The sequence below is a fragment of the Nocardia sp. NBC_01327 genome (genome assembly GCF_035958815.1).
Lineage (GTDB): Bacteria > Actinomycetota > Actinomycetes > Mycobacteriales > Mycobacteriaceae > Nocardia.
On record NZ_CP108383.1, the window covers coordinates 3,211,349 to 3,228,410 of the forward strand.

Below are 17,062 nucleotides of genomic sequence, written 5' to 3' on the forward strand. Positions count from 1 at the left end.
TGATCGGTCGCACTAGACTGATAGGCGTGACTGATCAAACTTATCAGCCGACCCTGTCGCAGCTGCGTGCGTTCGTGGCGATCGCGGAATATCGCCACTTCGGCACCGCGGCGGCCCGGCTGAGCGTGAGCCAACCCACGTTATCGCAGGCCTTGGCATCACTGGAAAACGGACTGGGTCTGCAATTGATCGAGCGCAGCACGCGCCGGGTGCTCGTCACACCCGCGGGCAAACGGCTACTGCCGCAAGCCATGGCGACGCTGGAAGCCGCTGACCGTTTCGTCGCTTCCGCGGCCGGATCCGGGCTCGGTGGCACCCTGCGACTGGGCATCATTCCGACCGTCGCCCCCTATGTCCTGCCGAGGCTGCTGCCCGAGCTGCGCACGCAGCTGCCCGCGCTGGTGCCGCATGTGATCGAGGATCAGACGGCGCGACTGGTGGACGGGCTGCGGTCCGGCGTCCTCGATGTCGCGGTGCTGGCGCTGCCGGCCGATGCCACCGGACTGGTCGAGATTCCGCTCTATACGGAGGAATTCGTGCTGGTGGTTCCGCGCGGGCACGCGTTCGCGGGGCGCGCCGATCTGAAACCCGCCGATCTGGACGCGCTGCCGCTGCTGCTGCTCGACGAAGGGCACTGCCTGCGGGACCAGACGCTGGATCTGTGCCGCTCGCACGATGCCCATCCGGGCGCGGTCGGCGATACCCGCGCCGCCTCGCTGGCCACCGTGGTGCAGTGTGTGGCAGGCGATCTGGGTGTCACCCTGATTCCGGAGATGGCGGTCGAGTCCGAAACCTCGCGCGGCACTCTGGATATCGCGCGTTTCGCCGCGCCCGCACCGGGGCGCACGCTCGGACTGGCCTATCGCACCTCGACCGCGCGGGGTGAGGACTACGAGCGTCTCGCGGAGATCATCCGGAGTATTCGGCCGCGCTGACCGCACTTTCGATTGAGGTCTGGAGCACCCCCAATTGACCGGTTCGTGCACGTCTGGGACGCTCGGCTCCATGCGCATTCACCATCTGAACTGCGGCACCATGGCCTTCGGCCTGGTCGACCACTGCCTGCTCGTCGAGACCCGGACCGAACTCGTGCTGGTCGACACCGGATACGGGCTGGGCTGCGTGCGGGAGCCGGGAAAGATGCTGGGCGCGAGCCGATTCCTCCTGGGTCCAAAGCTCGCCGAAAAGGAGACGGCGATCTGGCAGATTCAGGCGCTGGGCTACGACCCTCGTGATGTACGGCACGTCATTCTCACCCACCTCGATCTCGATCACTCCGGTGGCCTGGCCGACTTCCCGGAGGCGACGGTGCATGTGCACGGTCCCGAATTCCGGGCCGCCACAGCGACACCCACCCTTTCCGAGCGCCTGCGGTATCGCGCGGCGCAGTGGGCGCACGGACCCAAGTGGATGGTCAACGAGGTCGAGGGCGCGCAGGAGTGGTTCGGTTTCACCTCGGTGCGTGACCTACCCGGCCTACCCCCGGAGATCCTCGTGGTGCCGCTGGCCGGCCACACCCGCGGTCATGCCGGTGTCGCGATCGACAGCGGCAACGGCTGGCTGCTGCACGCCGGAGATTCCTTCATGTTGGAAAGCTCCATCGACCCCGAGAGTCCGAATACTCCCTTGTGGCTGCGTATGTACGAACAGGGAGCAATAGTCCGCGATGCATATCGGGAGAATCAACGTCGTCTGCGCGAACTCCGGCGCCTGCACGGCCATCAGATCAGCGTCATCAATTCCCACGACGCGGCGCTCTTCCATCGGATGACCGCCCGGTGAGTCCCTGGCGCCGGGCCCGCCCCCTCCCCTGTGGCCCCGCCCCGCTCTTCGTCTACGGCACCTTGCAATTCCCCGAGGTGCTGGTCGAATTGCTCGGCCGCGCACCGGAATTGGAACCCGCCCGTGTGCTCGGCCAGCGGGCTGCGGTCCTGCCCGATCGGATATACCCGGGCCTGATACCCGCCAACGGTGTTGTGACGCAAGGTTTCCTGCTCGGCGGGCTCACCCCCGACGAGTGGCGGATACTCGACGCCTTCGAAGACGACGAGTACGAACTGCGCCCCATCCCCGTACACGCCGCGGATCGGCACACCTACGCGTGGACCTACGCCTGGACCGATGCGGTGACACCGGGCGAGTGGTCAGCGCAACGTTTCGCCGCCGACCACCTCGCCGACTACCTCGCCCGCTCCGCGACCTGGCGCCGAGACCTCTTGCAGGGCCGCTAGGTTCGCAGCCCGTCCAGGATCGCGAGCACCGCCGCCTCGGATTCGATTCGGGCGGCGGCCGGATCCTCGGAGCTCGCTATGAGTAGACCGGCCTCGCCGAGGGCGGCGATGATCATATGGGCGAGGGGTCGCAGCGGCACGTCATTGCGCAGGGCTCCGGAATCCACGCCCAGTTGCAGGCTCGCCGCGACCATGCCCAGTGCGTACTTCTCGTCGAGGGCGCGCCACTCCTGCCAGCCGAGGACCGCGGGCCCGTCGATCAGGCAGATGCGGGTGCGTTCCGGTTCCATGCAGGACTGCAGGAACATGCGCAGCGCGGCTTCGAAGGCGGCGAGCGGATCGGTGGTCTCGGTCCGTGCCAGTTCGTCGGCGATCTGCTGCATGAGTTGCTGCTGGATCTGCTCGTACACCGCGCGGAAGAGCTCCTGCTTGTCCTTGAAGTGGTGGTAGAGCGCGCCGCGGGAGCTGCCGGCGTGCTCCACGATCTCGGGAGTGCCGACGGCCGCGTAGCCGCGCGCGGCGAACAGTTCGCGCGCCGCATTGATCAGGCTGGTTCGGGTCGTCTCGGATCGGGCGGCTTGCCTGCTCATCTGTGCTTTCCGTTCGGGCGTCCTGGGCATGACTCATCAACACTTACAAACAGGCAGACTGTTTGTTATTGTCGGTGCTGTAGCTATTGTCGCTGAATCCAGGGGGTTCCAGATGATCGACTCGACTACTACCGCCCGCGCATCCTGGCGTGCTGCCGATCTGGGTGTGCGCCGCGAGATCTCGCTACCTCAGGGCCGAATGGCCGTGTTCGAGTCCGGAAGCGGTCGTCCGATCGTGTTCGTGCACGGGTTACTGGTCAATGCCAATCTGTGGCGGCGGGTGGTGCCGCGGCTGGCCGGTGAATTCCATTGTGTGACAGTGGATATGCCGTTCGGATCGCATACGCTGTCCATGCCGGGGTCGGATCTCACGCCGCCGGGGATGGCGGAGCTGATCTGCGGCGCAATCGAAGCGCTCGGACTCGGTCCGGTGGTGCTGGTGGGCAACGACAGCGGTGGCGCCCTGTGTCAATTGGTCGCGACCACTCGGCCTGACCTGGTGGAACGTCTAGTGCTGACCTCGTGTGACGCCTATGAGAACATGCCTCCGCTGCTGGTGCGCGCCATTCGGCTCACCGCGCGTATTCCAGGCGGATTGAGTCTGCTCATGTCCGCGCTTCGGGTTCCTTGGGTACGCAATTCGCCGATTGCCTTCGGCGCGTTGGCGATTCGGCCGATCGAACCGCAGGCTGCCGATTCGTATGTACTGCCTGCCGGGATAGCTCGAGATATTCGGGATGACCTGCGCCGCGCGTTGTTCGGTCAACACCGCCGCCATACCCTGGGTGCCGCAGCACATTTCGCCGATTTCGACCTGCCCGTGCTGATCGCCTGGTCCGGTCGTGACCCCATCTTCCCGATGGCCCACGCGCTGCGGCTGGCAACCGACTTTCCCCATGCCCGGCTCGAGGTGATACCCGGGGCGCGGGGATTTTCGCCGGAGGATCAACCGGCTCGGCTGGCCACCGCCATCGCGGAATTCGCGAGTGTGTCCCGGTCGGCGCAGATCCGATGAGTACCGAGCGCATGCCCGAGTTGCCCGGGGTCGAACATCACTTCATCGATGTCGGCGGGCTGCGCATGCACGTCGCGGTCGCCGGGAGTGGGGAACCACTGGTGCTGTTGCACGGCTGGCCGCAGCACTGGTGGGAGTGGCGGCAGGTCATCGGGCCACTCGCAGAGCGCTATCGCGTGATCTGCCCGGATCTGCGGGGGCTCGGCTGGAGCGGCGCTCCGCCGGAGGGTTATCGGCCCGAGGTGATGGCCGACGATATCGCCGGATTGCTCGACCGGATGGGGGTGCACCGGTTTCGCCTGGTCGGCCACGATTGGGGTGGTCTGGTCGGCTATCAGCTCGCGCTGCGCAGTCCGGATCGGGTGTCGCACTACATCGCGGTCAATACGGCGAGCCCGTTTCTGCGGCCCACGCCGCGGGTGCTGCTCAATGGGCTTCGGGTATGGCATATTCCGCTCAATGCCGCGCCGTTGATCGGTCACCGCATGTCCGGGTCGGTGGTGCCGAGGTGGGCATTGCGAAGGTGGACGTATCGCTCTGCCACGCTGACCTCCGAGGACACTCGGATCTTTCTGGCGCAATTCCGGGATCCGGCTCGGGTGCGAGCCACCGTGTCCTACTACCGGAACATCGTGCGGCGTGAACTGCCGCTGCTGCTGTTCGGCAAGTACCGGTGGTCGCGGCTCACTGTTCCGGTGCTGGTGCTGTCGGGGGATCGTGACCCGCTGCTGCAGCCCGCTCTGATGACCGGATTCGAGCGGTGGGCACCGGATGTGCGGGTGGAGTCGATGGTTGACGTGGGGCATTTCCCGCCGATCGAGGATCCGGGTCGCTTCGTGGCCGGTGTGCTGGGGTTCTGTGCCGATCCTGGTGACCGGGACTGCGTGACGCCGGACACAGTGATGGGGTAGAACGTGTTGGCATGGAGACAGCTGGTGTTGTTGCGGCGGTGCGCGGTCAGGCGATAGGGGATCTGTTGCGGCGCAGTGCTGCTCGGGTTCCGGGGAAGACTGCGCTGGTGTGGCGGGGGCGGCGGGAGAGTTTCGGCGGGCTGGACGAGGCCGTCAATCGGGTTGCGCACAGTTTGGCCGATCGTGGTGTGGTGCAGGGGGATCGGGTCGCGGTGTTCTCGCATAACTGCCGCGAGTTCGTGCTGGTGTACTTTGCGCTGGCCCGGCTCGGGGCGGTGTCGGTGCCGATCAATTTCATGCTGACCGCCGATGAGGTCGCCTACATTCTGGGGCATTCCGGAGCGGTCGGGCTGATTGCGGAGGACGCGCTCGCCGGGGAGGCCGAGGCGGCGGTGAAGCAGTTGGGGGACAATGAGATCCGATTGTTCGGCTGGATCGGACTGGGTGGGCTGCCGGTGGCCGCGGGGTGGGAGGATGTCGCGGCGTGGGAAGACCATGCCGACGCTTTCGAACCCGCGGTGCTCATCGGTGATGACGATCCGGTGCAGCTCATGTACACCTCCGGGACCGAATCGCGGCCCAAGGGCGCGATCATGTCCCATCGCGGGCTGATCGCGCAGTATGTGAGCGCGATCGTGGACGGGCGGATGACCGCCGAGGACATCGAGGTGCATGCGCTGCCGCTCTACCACTGCGCGCAGCTGCACTGCTTCCTCACGCCCGATATCTACCTGGGCGCGACCAGCATTCTGTTGCAGGGGCCCGACGCGGCCACCATTCTGTGGACCGTCGAGACCGAGCGGGCGACCAAGCTGTTCTGCCCGCCCACCGTGTGGCTGTCGCTGCTGCGGCATCCGGATTTCGACAGCTATGACCTGTCCTCACTCCGTAAGGGGTACTACGGGGCGAGCATCATGCCGGTCGAGGTGCTGCACGAGCTGGCCGAAAGACTGCCCGGTGTGGGGCTGGTCAATTTCTACGGGCAGACCGAACTCGCCCCGCTGGCAACGGTTCTCGCGCCGGAGGATCAGCTGACCAAACCCGGATCGGCCGGGCGGGCGGCGTTGAATGTGGAGACCCGTGTGGTCGACGACGACGGCGTATCGGTGGCTCCGGGGGTCATCGGCGAGATCGTGCACCGGTCGCCGCAGGCCATGCTCGGGTACTGGAACGATCCGGAGAAGACCGCGGAAGCCTTCCGCGACGGCTGGTTTCACAGTGGGGACCTGGGTGTGCTGGACGGCGACGGCTACCTCAGCGTGGTCGATCGCAAGAAGGACATGATCAAGACCGGCGGTGAGAATGTCGCCAGTCGTGAGGTCGAAGAGGTCCTTTACCAGCACCCCGATGTTTCGGAAGCCGCCGTGGTCGGCATTCCGCATCCGCACTGGATCGAGGCGGTTACCGCCGTGGTGGTCACCCGTGCCGGAACCGCCCCCAGCCCGGCGGCGATCATCGCCCACTGCAAGCAGTATCTCGCGCCCTTCAAGGTCCCCAAGTTCGTGACCTTCACCGAGGCGCTGCCGAAGAACCCCAGCGGCAAGATCCTCAAACGCGAATTGCGTTCGGAATACGCGACTCTCGCCGAGCAGCCGAACTAGTCGGCAATCCGGTCCACGTACTCGACGTTCGCGATATCGCCGGGGTCCGCACTCGCGACCCCGGCGAACCACGCGTCCAGAATCTCCGTGAGCAGTGCCCGCGAGGTCAACCGCAAACTCAGCGCCAGCACATTCGCATCGTTCCACCGCCGAGCCCCGCCGGCCGTATACCCGTCCACGCACAAAGCGGCCCGTACCCCCGCCACCTTGTTCGCCGCGATCGACGCCCCCGTGCCGGTCCAGCAGCACACCACGGCCTGCTCCGCCCGCCCCTCCTCGACATCACGCGCCGCCGCGGCACTGGCCCAAGCCCAATCATCCCGCTCGTCCGGATTCAGTGCCCCATGCACCGTCACCTCGTGCCCGCGTCGCCGCAACTCCTCCACGACCGCCCCCGCCACCCCGGTGTCCTCGTCCGCCGCAACCGAAATCCGCATACAGCTATTGTGCCTACTCGAAGATTTCCGCTATATCGGCCGCGGTCACTGCCCGCCGAGCCCACACCTCGAGGTGATCGACATCGGTACAGCCCTCGATGCGAGCGCGAACCGCAGTGGAAACTTCGAACCCCCGCGCATCAAGAACGGCTTCCAGAATGCGGACCTCTCCATCGAGCCGGCCTCGTTCCAACCCTTCTTCCAGTCCTTGTTCCAAGCCTTGCTCACGGCCCTGCTGTAGGCCCTCTTTCACGAGATTGCGGAACGTGTCGCTCGGATACTCACGGCGGGCCGCGGTGGTCATCATCGCCTCCAAGCACGATCGGGCCGCATGGTTCAGGGTCGACATCACAAGGTCGTAATACATGGTGATCGCATGGATCGACGGTATGGAGCCCGAGCGATATGTGTTGCTGGATTTGGTGATTCGCTCCGAATTGTCAGAATTATTCGGTGGTAACGAGGTGTCTACTTCCCGGCTGCGCGGGCCAGGTGCTCTGGGTAGCGGGCGCCAGCGATGGCGTCGGCGGGGGCGGCGGCTTCTATGGCGGCCAGATCCTCTGGGCTGAGGGCGATGTCGACCGCGGCGGCGTTCTGCTCGAGGTAGGTGCGTCGTTTGGTGCCGGGGATGGGGACGACGTCGTCGCCGCGGCTGAGGACCCAGGCTAGGGCCAATTGGCCTGCGGTTACGCCCTTTTCGTCGGCCAGCTTGCGAAGGGCGGCGACGATGGCGAGGTTGCTGTCGAGGTTGCCTTCGGTGAAGCGGGGGAGGTTGCGGCGCATATCGTCGGCGGGCAGGTCGGCGGTGGAAGTGATTGCGCCGGTGAGGAAGCCGCGACCGAGGGGGGAGAAGGGGACGATGCCGATGCCCAATTCGCGGCAGGTGGGCACGATTTCGGCTTCGAGGTCGCGGGTCCAGAGTGACCATTCGCTCTGCAGGGCGGTGATCGGGTGGACGGCGTGCGCGGCGCGAATGGTTTCCGCCGAGGCCTCCGAGATGCCGAGGTACCGCACCTTGCCCGCGGTCACCAGATCCGCGAGCGCGCCCCAGGTCTCCTCGATCGGCGTATTCGGATCCACCCGGTGCTGGTAGTACAGGTCGATATGGTCGACGCCCAGCCGGGCCAGGGACTCATCGCAGCTCTGCTTCACGAACGCGGCATCACCCCGCGCTCCCATCGACCCGCCCGCACCCCAGACGATCCCGAACTTCGTAGCCAGCACCACCCGATCCCGCCGATCGGCAATCGCACGCCCGACCAGCCGCTCATTGGTCTCCGGCCCATACACATTCGCGGTATCGATCAGTGTGACGCCCAGATCCAGCGCCCGATGAATGGTGGCAATCGACTCGGCCTCGTCGGTGTACACCCCGTACGCAGAACTCATGCCCATACACCCGAGCCCCTCCGCGCCAACGGTCAGCTCGCCGAGTTTCCTGGTAGCGATCATGCTGGGAATCCTCCTAGGGTCGCACTCGAAATCAGGTGAGCCACGCTCACCACTCGAACCTACGACCTGGAGCGCACTCCAAGTCAAGTGCCGGCAACCCCTGACCGGACAGCACATCGCTCACTGCCACTAGAAGCGATTGGCCTGCAGCGCATCTGGGCCACAGAAGGGTTGGTGGTCGGCCGGGCATGTGGGTGTTGTGCTGCGGGCGCGTGAACTGGCGGCGATTCTCGACCGCTTCGTCTGAGGCCGGTCTGGATCAGCGCGACTGCGGTGGGGTGTTGGTGCGGCGTAGTTCGTGCAGGGGAGTCGAGACGTCGCGGCCGGTGCTGAGTCGGGGGCGGTTGATCGGGATTTCGGTGAGGGGTGGGGTTTCTCGCAGGGTGGCCAGGGATCGTCTGGCTAATTCTTGATAGACCTTGACGCCGTTGGCCTTCCAGTGGAGCGTCTGCTCATCCAGGGGTGTGGTTATCGTGACCGGGTTGCCTACGGCGAGGTGCTCGGGGGGAATTGTGGTTTCGGCGCGCACTACGCTGCCGGCGCCGACGAGCGCGCGTGCGCCGATCCGGGCGCCGTCCATCACGACGGCGTTCATTCCGACCATCGCACCCGACTCGATGACACAACCGTGCAGTACCGCGCCGTGGCCGATATGGGATTCGCTCTCCAGCAGCAACTCTCGCCCGGGGAACGAGTGCAGGACGCAGCCGTCCTGCACATTGGAGCCCGCGCCGATCACGATCGAGCCGAAATCGCCTCGTATGCTCGCCGTCGGGCCGATGTAGCAGCCGCTTTCGACGACGACATCGCCGATCAGCACCGCGGACGGGTGCACGAACGCGCCGACGGCCACGACCGGTACCACTCCGTCGATTTCATAGCTGGCCATACCTGCTCCGATCCGGTGTAGTCCCTTGCCAGGGGAGGCTCAGCGTCCTCTCAGTGAATGTGTGACAGCTTGTGGGCACGTACGGTCCGCCCGCGAGAAAGTTCCCGATGTCGACCTTCAACGGCCTCCCGGCCCACATCTTGCTCGTGCATTTCATCGTGGTGCTGGCCCCCTTGACCGCGGTGCTGCTGACCATATCGGCGCTGTGGCCCGCGGCCCGCCGCCGCCTGGTCTGGCTGAGCCTCGTGCTGGCCGTGTTCGTGGTGATCCTGACCCCGATCACCACCGATGCGGGGGAGTGGCTGGAGAAGCGTGTCGGGCGAAATCCCGACCTGCGCACGCACACTCACCTCGGCGATACGTTCATCTACTTCGCGGGCGGGTTGTTGATCGCGGCGGCTCTGGTGGTGGTCGTTCACCTGCGCGAGTCCCGCGGCCGTGCGCTGTCCCGACTGCTCGTCGGCGTGGTCGCCGCCCTCACCCTCGCCGCGAGCGTGGCGGCGACGGTGCAGGTGTACCGAATCGGAGAATCCGGCGCCCAGTCGACCTGGCACGGTGTCTCGGCCCAGCCGCCGCGCACCCACCCCACCACCGACCAGGTCCTGCCGAAGTGACCCGCGCCGATTGAAACGATCACGACCAGGAACTGGTGGCGGCAAAGGCCGAGAAGCGCCCGCCACCAGTTCCTGGTCGGTGTCACTGCACATCAGTCCTGCAGTGACACCGATTCCTCGCGGGCTCTGCGGAGGTTTTCCTCGACCTCGAGGGCCCAGGCCTCGTTCGCCTTGGTGGTGTCGACCTCGAATTCGAAGCGCTGCGTCGACTTGGGGTCGATATCGGCGACGTCCACGTAGAACTGGTCGTACCAGCGGCGCAGCTGGTAGACCGGGCCGTCCTCCTCGGTCAGCAGCGGGTTGTCGATCTTGGACTTGTGCTTCCAGATCTCGACGTCCTGCAGGAAGCCGTCGCTGATGGCATCGGCCATCTGGACGGCCAGATCCTGTGATGCGCTGTCCGGCAGGCCCTTCGGCTTCTCCAGCGAGACGCCCCACTGCAGGACGAACGAATCCTGCGTCACCGGGTAGTGGCAGTTGATCAGCGCACTCTTGACCTCGAAACCGTTGTAGCTGTTCAGCAGTGGATTCACCATGTACGACGGGCCGAAATACGACGCCTCGGACTTGAGCAGCGAATCACCGTCGATCTCGGCGGCCATGCCGATATCGCGACGGCCCACCGAATCCAGGTACTGGGTGGCGACGTGGCCCTCGAAGACATTCTTGAAGAAGGTCGGGAACGCGTAGTGGATATAGAAGAAGTGCGCCATATCCACGACGTTGTCGATGATCTCGCGGCAGTTGGCGCCCTCGATCAGCAGCGAGTTCCAGGTCCACTCGGTCCACTCGCCCGACAACTGCTCGAGCGGTGTGCCGTGCTCATCGCGGTACGGCCCGTCGATGTAGGGAATCGTCACCTCATCGGTGGGCTTGCTGCCCTCGTGGTCGTGCCAGACGAACAGCTGTCCGTTGCGCTCGAGGGTGCTCCACGCGCGGGTGCGAGCCAGCGGGGGCACGCGCCGGGCATACGGGATGCCCGTGCACTTGCCGTCGCCGCCCCAGCGCCAATCGTGGAACGGGCAGGCGATGGAATCGCCCTTGACCTCGCCCATGGACAGGTCTCCGCCCAGGTGGCGGCAGTAACCGTCGAGGATCTTCAGATCACCCTTGCTGTCGGTGAACACGACCAGCTTGGTGCCGAAAGCATTGACGGCGTGCGGCTTGCCGTCACGGAAGGTGCTGGCGAGACCCAGGCAATGCCAGCCCCGGGCGTAGCGAGTGGGCGCCGCGCCCACGTCGATCTCGCGAACCTTCCCACGGGGCCCCGGTGGGGTTGTCGACATTGTGATCCTCCTCTGAACGTACTAGAACAAGTTACAAAGGAGAACGAACTGATGCCAGTCGAGTGACCGCAGGCTGGGATATGGCATGCGGGGCAAGTGAATTGGTGCGCCATCGCAGCACGTCGGGGTCAGGGCACCCAGAGATACCATTCCGCCCACTGGCTCTGGATGGGCGCGGTGTTCGCGAAGAGTTTGGCCAGGCCCATGCCGACCCAAAGATCAACGGTGACAGTGTCGCCCGCGCGGGGGCCGTCGGAGTGCACGTACACGTCCTGGGAGCGGCCGCCCGCCGAACCCAGCCATCCCAGCGACACGTGGTTGCCGCACGGCCCGTTCAGATATCCGAGCGGGGTCACGTGGGCCAGCACATGGCCGGGCATATGCGGGGTGGCCTCCAGCACGATATTGATCATCCCGGCACAGAAATTCGCGTCACCGAAGGTGAAGAGGGTGGTCCCGAACGGGGCCCACTGGGGGAGGGGATCCGCCTGGGCCGGTGTGGCCCCGATTCCGCACACCAGCGCCCCGATGCTCGCCGATGCCACGACCCCCGCCACCCATCGCCGCACCCTCATCAGCCGATGTCCTTCCCGCGTAATGAAACTCGCGGCCGTACCACCGATCAGCCATACGGCCTCGGACGGGCTCCAACGACATCGCAGCGGTGCGCGGCTGGAGTCGTTCCACCCTCCAGCGTATCGACCCACCCAATTCGGGGGGAGTATTGAGCGGTTCTCGCGGCCGGACCGTTGCCTGTGTTCCACTGGTAGCGGCGCAATTTCGGGCTAAGGAGCATGCCGTGACCGACAGCCAGCAACCATTCTTCGATCAGCTCGATTGGTTCGACGAGCAAGACTGCGCGCGGCTGGACGAGGGATTGGCATGGGCCCGTGCGCAGTGCCCGGTCGTCCACACCGGCTTCGGCGGCGGCATGCACGTTGTCACCCGGTACGAGGATCTGGTCACGGTGGCCTCGCACCCCGAGGTGTTCAGTTCGACCATGCCCGGACTCGCCACGGTGCCGGTCGCACTACCGCCGATCGACGTCGATCCACCGCTGCACAGTGACTTTCGGGCGTTCTTGAACGGTCCGTTCACCCGCGCCGCCCTGGCACGCTACGAGCCGGTTCTGGAAAAGCATGCCGATGCGCTGATCGACGGGTTCGTCGCGGACGGGCAGGTCGAGTTCGTCAGCCGATTCGCCGTCCCGTTCTCCGCCGGTGCGCTGGCGAAGGTGGTGCTCGACGACGATAACGAGGAGCGGTTGCAGCGCGCGGTCGACGCGGTCACCGCGGTCTCGGTGCAGAACACGCCCGAGAGTTTCGCCGCGGTCGCCATGCTGGCCGCCGAGCTGATGGCCGAACGTGAGCGCGAACCGCGGGACGACTTCCTGCAGTCGGTCGTCGATGCCACGGTGGAGGGTGGTCGGCCGCTGACCCAGGAGGAGCGACTGGGTGTGGTCACGGTCCTGCTGCTGGGCGGTCTGGACACCACGCGCGGTGCGCTGTCGTACATCGCGAAATTCCTGACCGAGGAGCCGGGCCTGGAGGCGCGTCTGCGCGAACCCGGCTGGGCCAGAGGCGATTTGGATGAAGTGCTGCGGTACACCTCGACGGTGAGCGTAATGGGCCGGGTGGTCGTGCAGGACAATGATCTGCTGGGAGTGCCGCTCGCGAAGGGCGATCGTATCGCCGTGCACTGGCGTTCGGGCAATCGCGATACCGCGAGGTTCGATCATCCAGACAGCCTCGACTTCGAACGAAATCGCAATCCGCACTTGGCCTTCGGCATCGGCATCCATCGCTGCGTGGGCAGGCACTTCGCCCGGCTGCAATTGGAGATCGGCATCAACCGGCTGCTGGCCCGGCTGACGAACTTCCGGCTGGTCCCGGACTCGGTCGTCCGCTCGGCGGTCGGTATCAGCGTCGGGGCGCCCGAAGAACTCCACCTGGAGTTCGATCAAGTGGGCGCCCAGCCGTAGGGCCGATCACGCGCTGGCGCCGGCCGATCATGCGGTGACGCCGGTGGATTTGAACCGGGACAGCCAGTCCGCCGCGGAGGCGTGGAAGCGCGGGTGGGCGAACAGCTCGGCCTGGGCCGTGGCCTCGATCTCATTGATGACCGTGATGGCATCGGCGTTCGAGGAGCGCCGGACGGTTCGCTTCAGCGACCGGATGGCGTAATCGGGTGCGGCCGTGACGGATTCGGCCAAATCGACAGCAGCCGCCACCGCATCATCGGCGACGGCGGAGACCAGGCCGATCCGCAGCGCCTCCGCGCTGTCGACGGTCCGTCCGGTGGCGAGCAGTTCGAGGGCGCGAGCCTCGCCGACGGTATCGGGGAGGGTGCGGGACAGGCCGTAGTCGGGGCCGAGCCCCATGCGCACGAAGGTGGCGCAGAAGCTGGCGGACGGACCGGCAATGCGGATATCGCAGCCCATGGCGAGTCCCCATCCCGCACCGGCGGCCGGGCCGTTGACCGCGGCAATCGTCAACTGCGGCAGGCTGGTCAGCGCCACGTACGGTCGAGCGGCACGGCGCATCCATTCGATCATCGGATCCAGCCGCAACTCGGTCCCCTCGGCGCCGATGCCGGTCGCCATGGCGCTCAGATCGGCGCCGGAGCTGAAACCGCGCCCCGCGCCGGTCAGGATGACAACGGAAACCGCTGCCTCCGTTGCCAATTGCGTGAAGGCCACCGCCATCTCCGCGGCGAACGCTTCGCTGATCGCATTGAGCGACCTCGGTCGGTTCAGGGTCACCAGCGCCACGCCCGGAACGGGGTGCTCGACGGAAACGGCAGGGCTGGCGGTGGGGGCGTCTTCGCTCATGCGCACTACGGTAACTAAAATTACGTTACTAATGCAATGTAAGTTTGTAGCGTATTGTTTTCGAGGTGACCGGTGACGTGACAGCAGCTATCCGCCCGCAGCGGCGCACCCAGCAGCAGCGCCGGGAGGAGACCCGCGCGGCACTGCTGGACGCGACCATCGACTGCCTGGCCGAATCCGGTTATGCCAACCTGACTTTGGCGCAGGTGAGTGAGCGGGCGGGCCTGTCGGTCGGCGCGCACCTGCATCACTTCCGCACCCGCAACACCCTGGTCGCCGCCGCCATCGCCCGCCTCGCCGAGCGGCGTCACACCGAACTGCGCGACCGATTCGAGAACATCACCGATCTCGACGGCATGCTCGATATGGTCTGGGACCAGCACAGCGGCACGCTGTATCACGCCGCCCTCGACCTCTGGGCGGCCGCGCGCACGGATGCCGAGCTGCGCGAACTACTGCTCGAGGTCGAACACGACATCGACGCCGAGATCGGCAGGCATGTTCGCAAACTGGCCACCGAGATCACCGACCGTCCCGACCTGCCGCAGCTCATGATGTTCGCCCTCGCCACCGCACGCGGCCTGGCCATGCGCGACTGCCTGCACCCCGACCGGGACCGCGACCGCGAATGGGCCAGCGCCCGCCGCTATTTCAAAGCCGCCTTGATCACAGACCCCACCGCCGACCACTGAACCGCGGATACGAGTGTGCCCGCACAGATCCAGGATCTGTGCGGGCACACTGCGGGTGCAGCGGTTCGGGCTAGCCGACCGTCGCGCCGACGCGCAGGGCGTGCGGCTCGATGGCGCCGCGGATCAGCGCCTGCTCGTCGATGGTCTCCGCCTTGTAGGGGAGGGTCGAGAGCGTGGCGGTCATCTTGGCCACCGGGTCTTCGATCTTCTTGACGACGCCGAAGATGAAGGTCCACTCGTGCTCGTCGCTGACGTACGGGACGACAGTCTCGAACAGATTGTGGAAGCGGGACCACGAGCGCTTGAGAGTCTCATTGCGCCACATGGTCTGACAGCCGGCCTGCGCCGCCATCACGCCGCCGTCGGACAGCAGCGCTTTACATCGATTGAGGAAGTCATCCTCGTACAGGCGATTGTGCTGGGCATCCTCGACGCGCTCGTCCGGCAGATCGATGATGATCATGTCGTAGCGCACGCCCGCGGCCTCGGCCTTGGCCAGGAAGTCCCAGCCGTCGGCGTAGTGCATCTTGATCGGGCCGGTCTGTGCGACCGCCTCGGCCAGATCGGCCTGCGAGTAACCGTAGGGGAGGTGCTCGGCGCACAGCTCCACCTCCCGCTGATCGATGTCCACGTGATCGACGAGCGACGCGCCCGCGGCCACCGACATCTGCGAGGCGACACCCTCACCGGAACCGATGATGAGCACCTTGTCCAGCTTCTCGGCCAGCGCGTACCCCGGGACCAGCATGGCCTCGTGGTAGGTGAGCTGCGAGAACTCGGTGGACTGGCGATCGTCGTCGGAGAACAGGGACAGGCCCTGCTCGGTGCGCGCGATGATCATGTGCTGGTACGGGGTATTGGTGTCCACCACGACCTCGGACATGTTCCACACCCGGGTCAGACCGTCGCCGACCGGCTCATGGATCCGGCGGGCGCTGTGGCCGCGCTGGATGACCTCCATATTCACCGACTTCGGCGCCAGCTCCTGCTGCAGCAGCTCGACGGCCTTGGTAGCGCCGGCTCCGATACTGCCGCAGGTGAAGACGTCGACGAAGATATCGCCCGATTCGGGATAGGTGTGGATCGAGGCGTGTGACTCGGCCAGTAGAGCCAGGATGGTGACACCCTGCGGCTCGAACTGCTTGCGCACGACATCACAGATGGTCACCCCCGCGGCGACCAACGATTTTCGAAGTGCGGCTTCGAGTCGTTCGAGGTCGTCGCAGAGGGCCGCGTCGACACCACCGAACTCGGCCAGCACATGCCAGCCGGTGAATTCTGCCGTCATGGCTAAACTCACTCTCGCTCAGCGCCAGTGACATGAACAGTCAAAGGCGGAAAACCGTTGAAGGACACCGACGAATAGCTCGCCGTATAGGCGCCGGTCTCGAGGATCCGAACAGGATCACCGGCTCGCAACGTGGTCGGAAGAAGGACCCGCGTGCGCTGATACAGTACATCGTCGCCGTCACATGTCGGACCGGCGACCACCGCTTCGTCCATCGGATCGCTGTCGCGGTCGGTCTGGAAGCGGTAGGCGATGTACTCGTTCTCGGTTTCGGCCATGCCGTTGTAGCGGCCGATATCGAGGTATATCCAGCGCCGCCCGTCCGGCGCTTGGCGAACATTCACCACCTCGGCGTGAATCACACCGGTGTTACCCACAAGGGCGCGACCGGGTTCCACGATGAGTGCGGTGTGTTCCGGGAGATGGCGGGCGGCGGCCGCGGCGATGACCGCGCCCAGCTCGTCCACGCCGGGCGCCGCGTCGGCATACGAAATCGGTAGTCCCCCACCGATATTCACCGTCGATACGGCAATGTCCTTGACCGCCAGCACTTCCGCGATCTCGCCGGCCTGTTCGATACCGATCTGCCAGGCGATGGGATCGAGCTGCTGCGAGCCCACGTGGAAGTACGGTCCGCCGACCTTCAGGCCCAGATCGTGCGCGCGCACCAGGAGCTGCGCGGCTTCGCCGGGGGCGCAACCGAACTTGGCGCCGAACGGCGTCTGCGACTGCGGCGCCGAAGCCAGGAATCGGACCTCGACCTCCGAACCGGGCGCCTGCTCGGCAATGCGTTCCAGGTCGCCCTCGGAGTCGGAGGCGAAGCGCCGCACCCCGGCCGCGTACGCGGCGGCGATATGGGCGGCCTTCTTGATCGGGTTGCCGTAGCACATGACCGCCGGATCGACCCCCTGCGCGAGGCACAGTTCGATTTCGCCGACGCTGGCGACGTCGAACTCGGCGCCTTCGTCATTGAGTAGCCGGATGATCTCCGGTAGGGGACTTGCCTTGACGGCGAAGCGAATTCGCGCTGCGGGTAGCGCGGCATGCAGGGCGCGGTAGTTGGCACGCACCAGGTTCAGGTCGATGACGAGACGGGGCGACTCGGCCGAGTTTGAAACGGTCAATCTAAGGGAACTCCCCACTGTTCGGGCCGTCGAAACGGCCTCGGGCAACAGCCAGCGAGAATAGCAGCGGTTGGCACAGGAAAACGAACTGGCGAAGGTTCG

General features: G+C 65.8%; 19 protein-coding genes. 9 read left to right on the forward strand and 10 right to left on the reverse strand.

What is annotated here, in order from left to right; genetic code table 11:
* Positions 1-26: 26 nt before the first annotated feature.
* The 3 genes from OG326_RS14295 to OG326_RS14305 all read left to right on the forward strand — a co-directional run bounded on the left by OG326_RS14295 (position 27) and on the right by OG326_RS14305 (position 2,231).
* On the forward strand, positions 27-935 hold the full coding sequence (locus tag OG326_RS14295; RefSeq protein ID WP_327145115.1) for a hydrogen peroxide-inducible genes activator: 909 nt from the start codon (positions 27-29) through the stop codon (positions 933-935).
* Positions 936-1,005: 70 nt separating this feature from the next.
* Positions 1,006-1,782, forward strand: a complete 777-nt coding sequence (locus tag OG326_RS14300) for an MBL fold metallo-hydrolase (RefSeq protein WP_327145116.1) — start codon at positions 1,006-1,008, stop codon at positions 1,780-1,782.
* Positions 1,779-2,231: a gamma-glutamylcyclotransferase family protein gene (locus OG326_RS14305; RefSeq protein WP_327145117.1), complete on the forward strand. Its 453-nt coding sequence runs from the start codon at positions 1,779-1,781 to the stop codon at positions 2,229-2,231. The genes OG326_RS14300 and OG326_RS14305 overlap by 4 nt, the downstream gene beginning before the upstream one ends.
* On the opposite strand, the gene OG326_RS14310 is transcribed toward OG326_RS14305, so the two are convergent.
* The gene (locus tag OG326_RS14310) at positions 2,228-2,821 is read right to left on the reverse strand and encodes a TetR/AcrR family transcriptional regulator (RefSeq protein WP_327145118.1); all 594 of its coding nucleotides are present in this window, start codon (positions 2,819-2,821) and stop codon (positions 2,228-2,230) included. The two genes, OG326_RS14305 and OG326_RS14310, sit on opposite strands and share 4 nt — an antisense overlap.
* Positions 2,822-2,933: 112 nt before the next feature.
* Here OG326_RS14310 and OG326_RS14315 point away from each other — a divergent pair, with 112 nt between their 5' ends.
* From OG326_RS14315 to OG326_RS14325, 3 genes are read left to right on the forward strand one after another with little or no spacing between them, the layout of a single operon-like run.
* Positions 2,934-3,836, forward strand: a complete 903-nt coding sequence (locus tag OG326_RS14315) for an alpha/beta fold hydrolase (RefSeq protein ID WP_327145119.1) — start codon at positions 2,934-2,936, stop codon at positions 3,834-3,836.
* Positions 3,833-4,747 (forward strand): alpha/beta fold hydrolase, encoded by a 915-nt coding sequence (locus OG326_RS14320; RefSeq protein ID WP_327145120.1) that lies wholly within the window; start codon positions 3,833-3,835, stop codon positions 4,745-4,747. Before OG326_RS14315 ends, OG326_RS14320 begins: the two co-directional genes overlap by 4 nt.
* A gap of 11 nt (positions 4,748-4,758) precedes the next feature.
* Complete coding sequence (locus tag OG326_RS14325; RefSeq protein WP_327145121.1) at positions 4,759-6,348, forward strand: acyl-CoA synthetase; 1,590 nt, start codon at positions 4,759-4,761, stop codon at positions 6,346-6,348.
* On the opposite strand, the gene OG326_RS14330 is transcribed toward OG326_RS14325, so the two are convergent.
* From OG326_RS14330 to OG326_RS14345, 4 genes are all read right to left on the reverse strand, one after another.
* Entirely contained in the window at positions 6,345-6,785 is a 441-nt protein-coding gene (locus OG326_RS14330) for an RpiB/LacA/LacB family sugar-phosphate isomerase (RefSeq protein WP_327145122.1), read from the reverse strand. The genes OG326_RS14325 and OG326_RS14330 overlap by 4 nt on opposite strands.
* Before the next feature lie 13 nt (positions 6,786-6,798).
* A complete protein-coding gene (locus tag OG326_RS14335) occupies positions 6,799-7,089 on the reverse strand; it encodes a hypothetical protein (protein ID WP_327145123.1) in 291 nt (96 codons plus the stop codon).
* 164 nt (positions 7,090-7,253) lie between these two features.
* Positions 7,254-8,237 (reverse strand): aldo/keto reductase, encoded by a 984-nt coding sequence (locus OG326_RS14340; protein WP_327145124.1) that lies wholly within the window; start codon positions 8,235-8,237, stop codon positions 7,254-7,256.
* Between the two features lie 259 nt (positions 8,238-8,496).
* Positions 8,497-9,126 (reverse strand): gamma carbonic anhydrase family protein, encoded by a 630-nt coding sequence (locus OG326_RS14345; protein WP_327145125.1) that lies wholly within the window; start codon positions 9,124-9,126, stop codon positions 8,497-8,499.
* Positions 9,127-9,233: 107 nt separating this feature from the next.
* Between OG326_RS14345 and OG326_RS14350 the strand changes: the two genes are divergently transcribed.
* A complete protein-coding gene (locus OG326_RS14350) occupies positions 9,234-9,740 on the forward strand; it encodes a DUF2231 domain-containing protein (protein WP_327145126.1) in 507 nt (168 codons plus the stop codon).
* A gap of 92 nt (positions 9,741-9,832) precedes the next feature.
* Here the strand turns inward: OG326_RS14350 and OG326_RS14355 are convergent, their stop codons facing one another.
* Both OG326_RS14355 and OG326_RS14360 read right to left on the reverse strand, forming a co-directional pair.
* Complete coding sequence (locus tag OG326_RS14355; protein WP_327145127.1) at positions 9,833-11,026, reverse strand: Rieske 2Fe-2S domain-containing protein; 1,194 nt, start codon at positions 11,024-11,026, stop codon at positions 9,833-9,835.
* Between the two features lie 128 nt (positions 11,027-11,154).
* Complete coding sequence (locus OG326_RS14360; protein WP_327145128.1) at positions 11,155-11,601, reverse strand: hypothetical protein; 447 nt, start codon at positions 11,599-11,601, stop codon at positions 11,155-11,157.
* A 224-nt stretch (positions 11,602-11,825) separates the two neighbouring features.
* On the opposite strand from OG326_RS14360, the gene OG326_RS14365 reads away from it, so the two are divergent.
* Complete coding sequence (locus OG326_RS14365) at positions 11,826-13,007, forward strand: cytochrome P450 (RefSeq protein WP_327145129.1); 1,182 nt, start codon at positions 11,826-11,828, stop codon at positions 13,005-13,007.
* A 27-nt stretch (positions 13,008-13,034) separates the two neighbouring features.
* On the opposite strand, the gene OG326_RS14370 is transcribed toward OG326_RS14365, so the two are convergent.
* The gene (locus tag OG326_RS14370) at positions 13,035-13,856 is read right to left on the reverse strand and encodes an enoyl-CoA hydratase/isomerase family protein (protein WP_327145130.1); all 822 of its coding nucleotides are present in this window, start codon (positions 13,854-13,856) and stop codon (positions 13,035-13,037) included.
* Between the two features lie 77 nt (positions 13,857-13,933).
* Here OG326_RS14370 and OG326_RS14375 point away from each other — a divergent pair, with 77 nt between their 5' ends.
* Positions 13,934-14,548 carry a helix-turn-helix domain-containing protein gene (locus OG326_RS14375; protein ID WP_327145131.1) on the forward strand — a complete coding sequence of 205 codons (615 nt, stop codon included), beginning with the start codon at positions 13,934-13,936 and terminating at the stop codon, positions 14,546-14,548.
* Between the two features lie 70 nt (positions 14,549-14,618).
* Here the strand turns inward: OG326_RS14375 and speD are convergent, their stop codons facing one another.
* Complete coding sequence (speD, locus tag OG326_RS14380) at positions 14,619-15,836, reverse strand: adenosylmethionine decarboxylase (RefSeq protein WP_327145132.1); 1,218 nt, start codon at positions 15,834-15,836, stop codon at positions 14,619-14,621.
* Between the two features lie 8 nt (positions 15,837-15,844).
* Positions 15,845-16,960 (reverse strand): type III PLP-dependent enzyme, encoded by a 1,116-nt coding sequence (locus tag OG326_RS14385; protein ID WP_327145133.1) that lies wholly within the window; start codon positions 16,958-16,960, stop codon positions 15,845-15,847.
* Between the last annotated feature and the right edge of the window lie 102 nt (positions 16,961-17,062).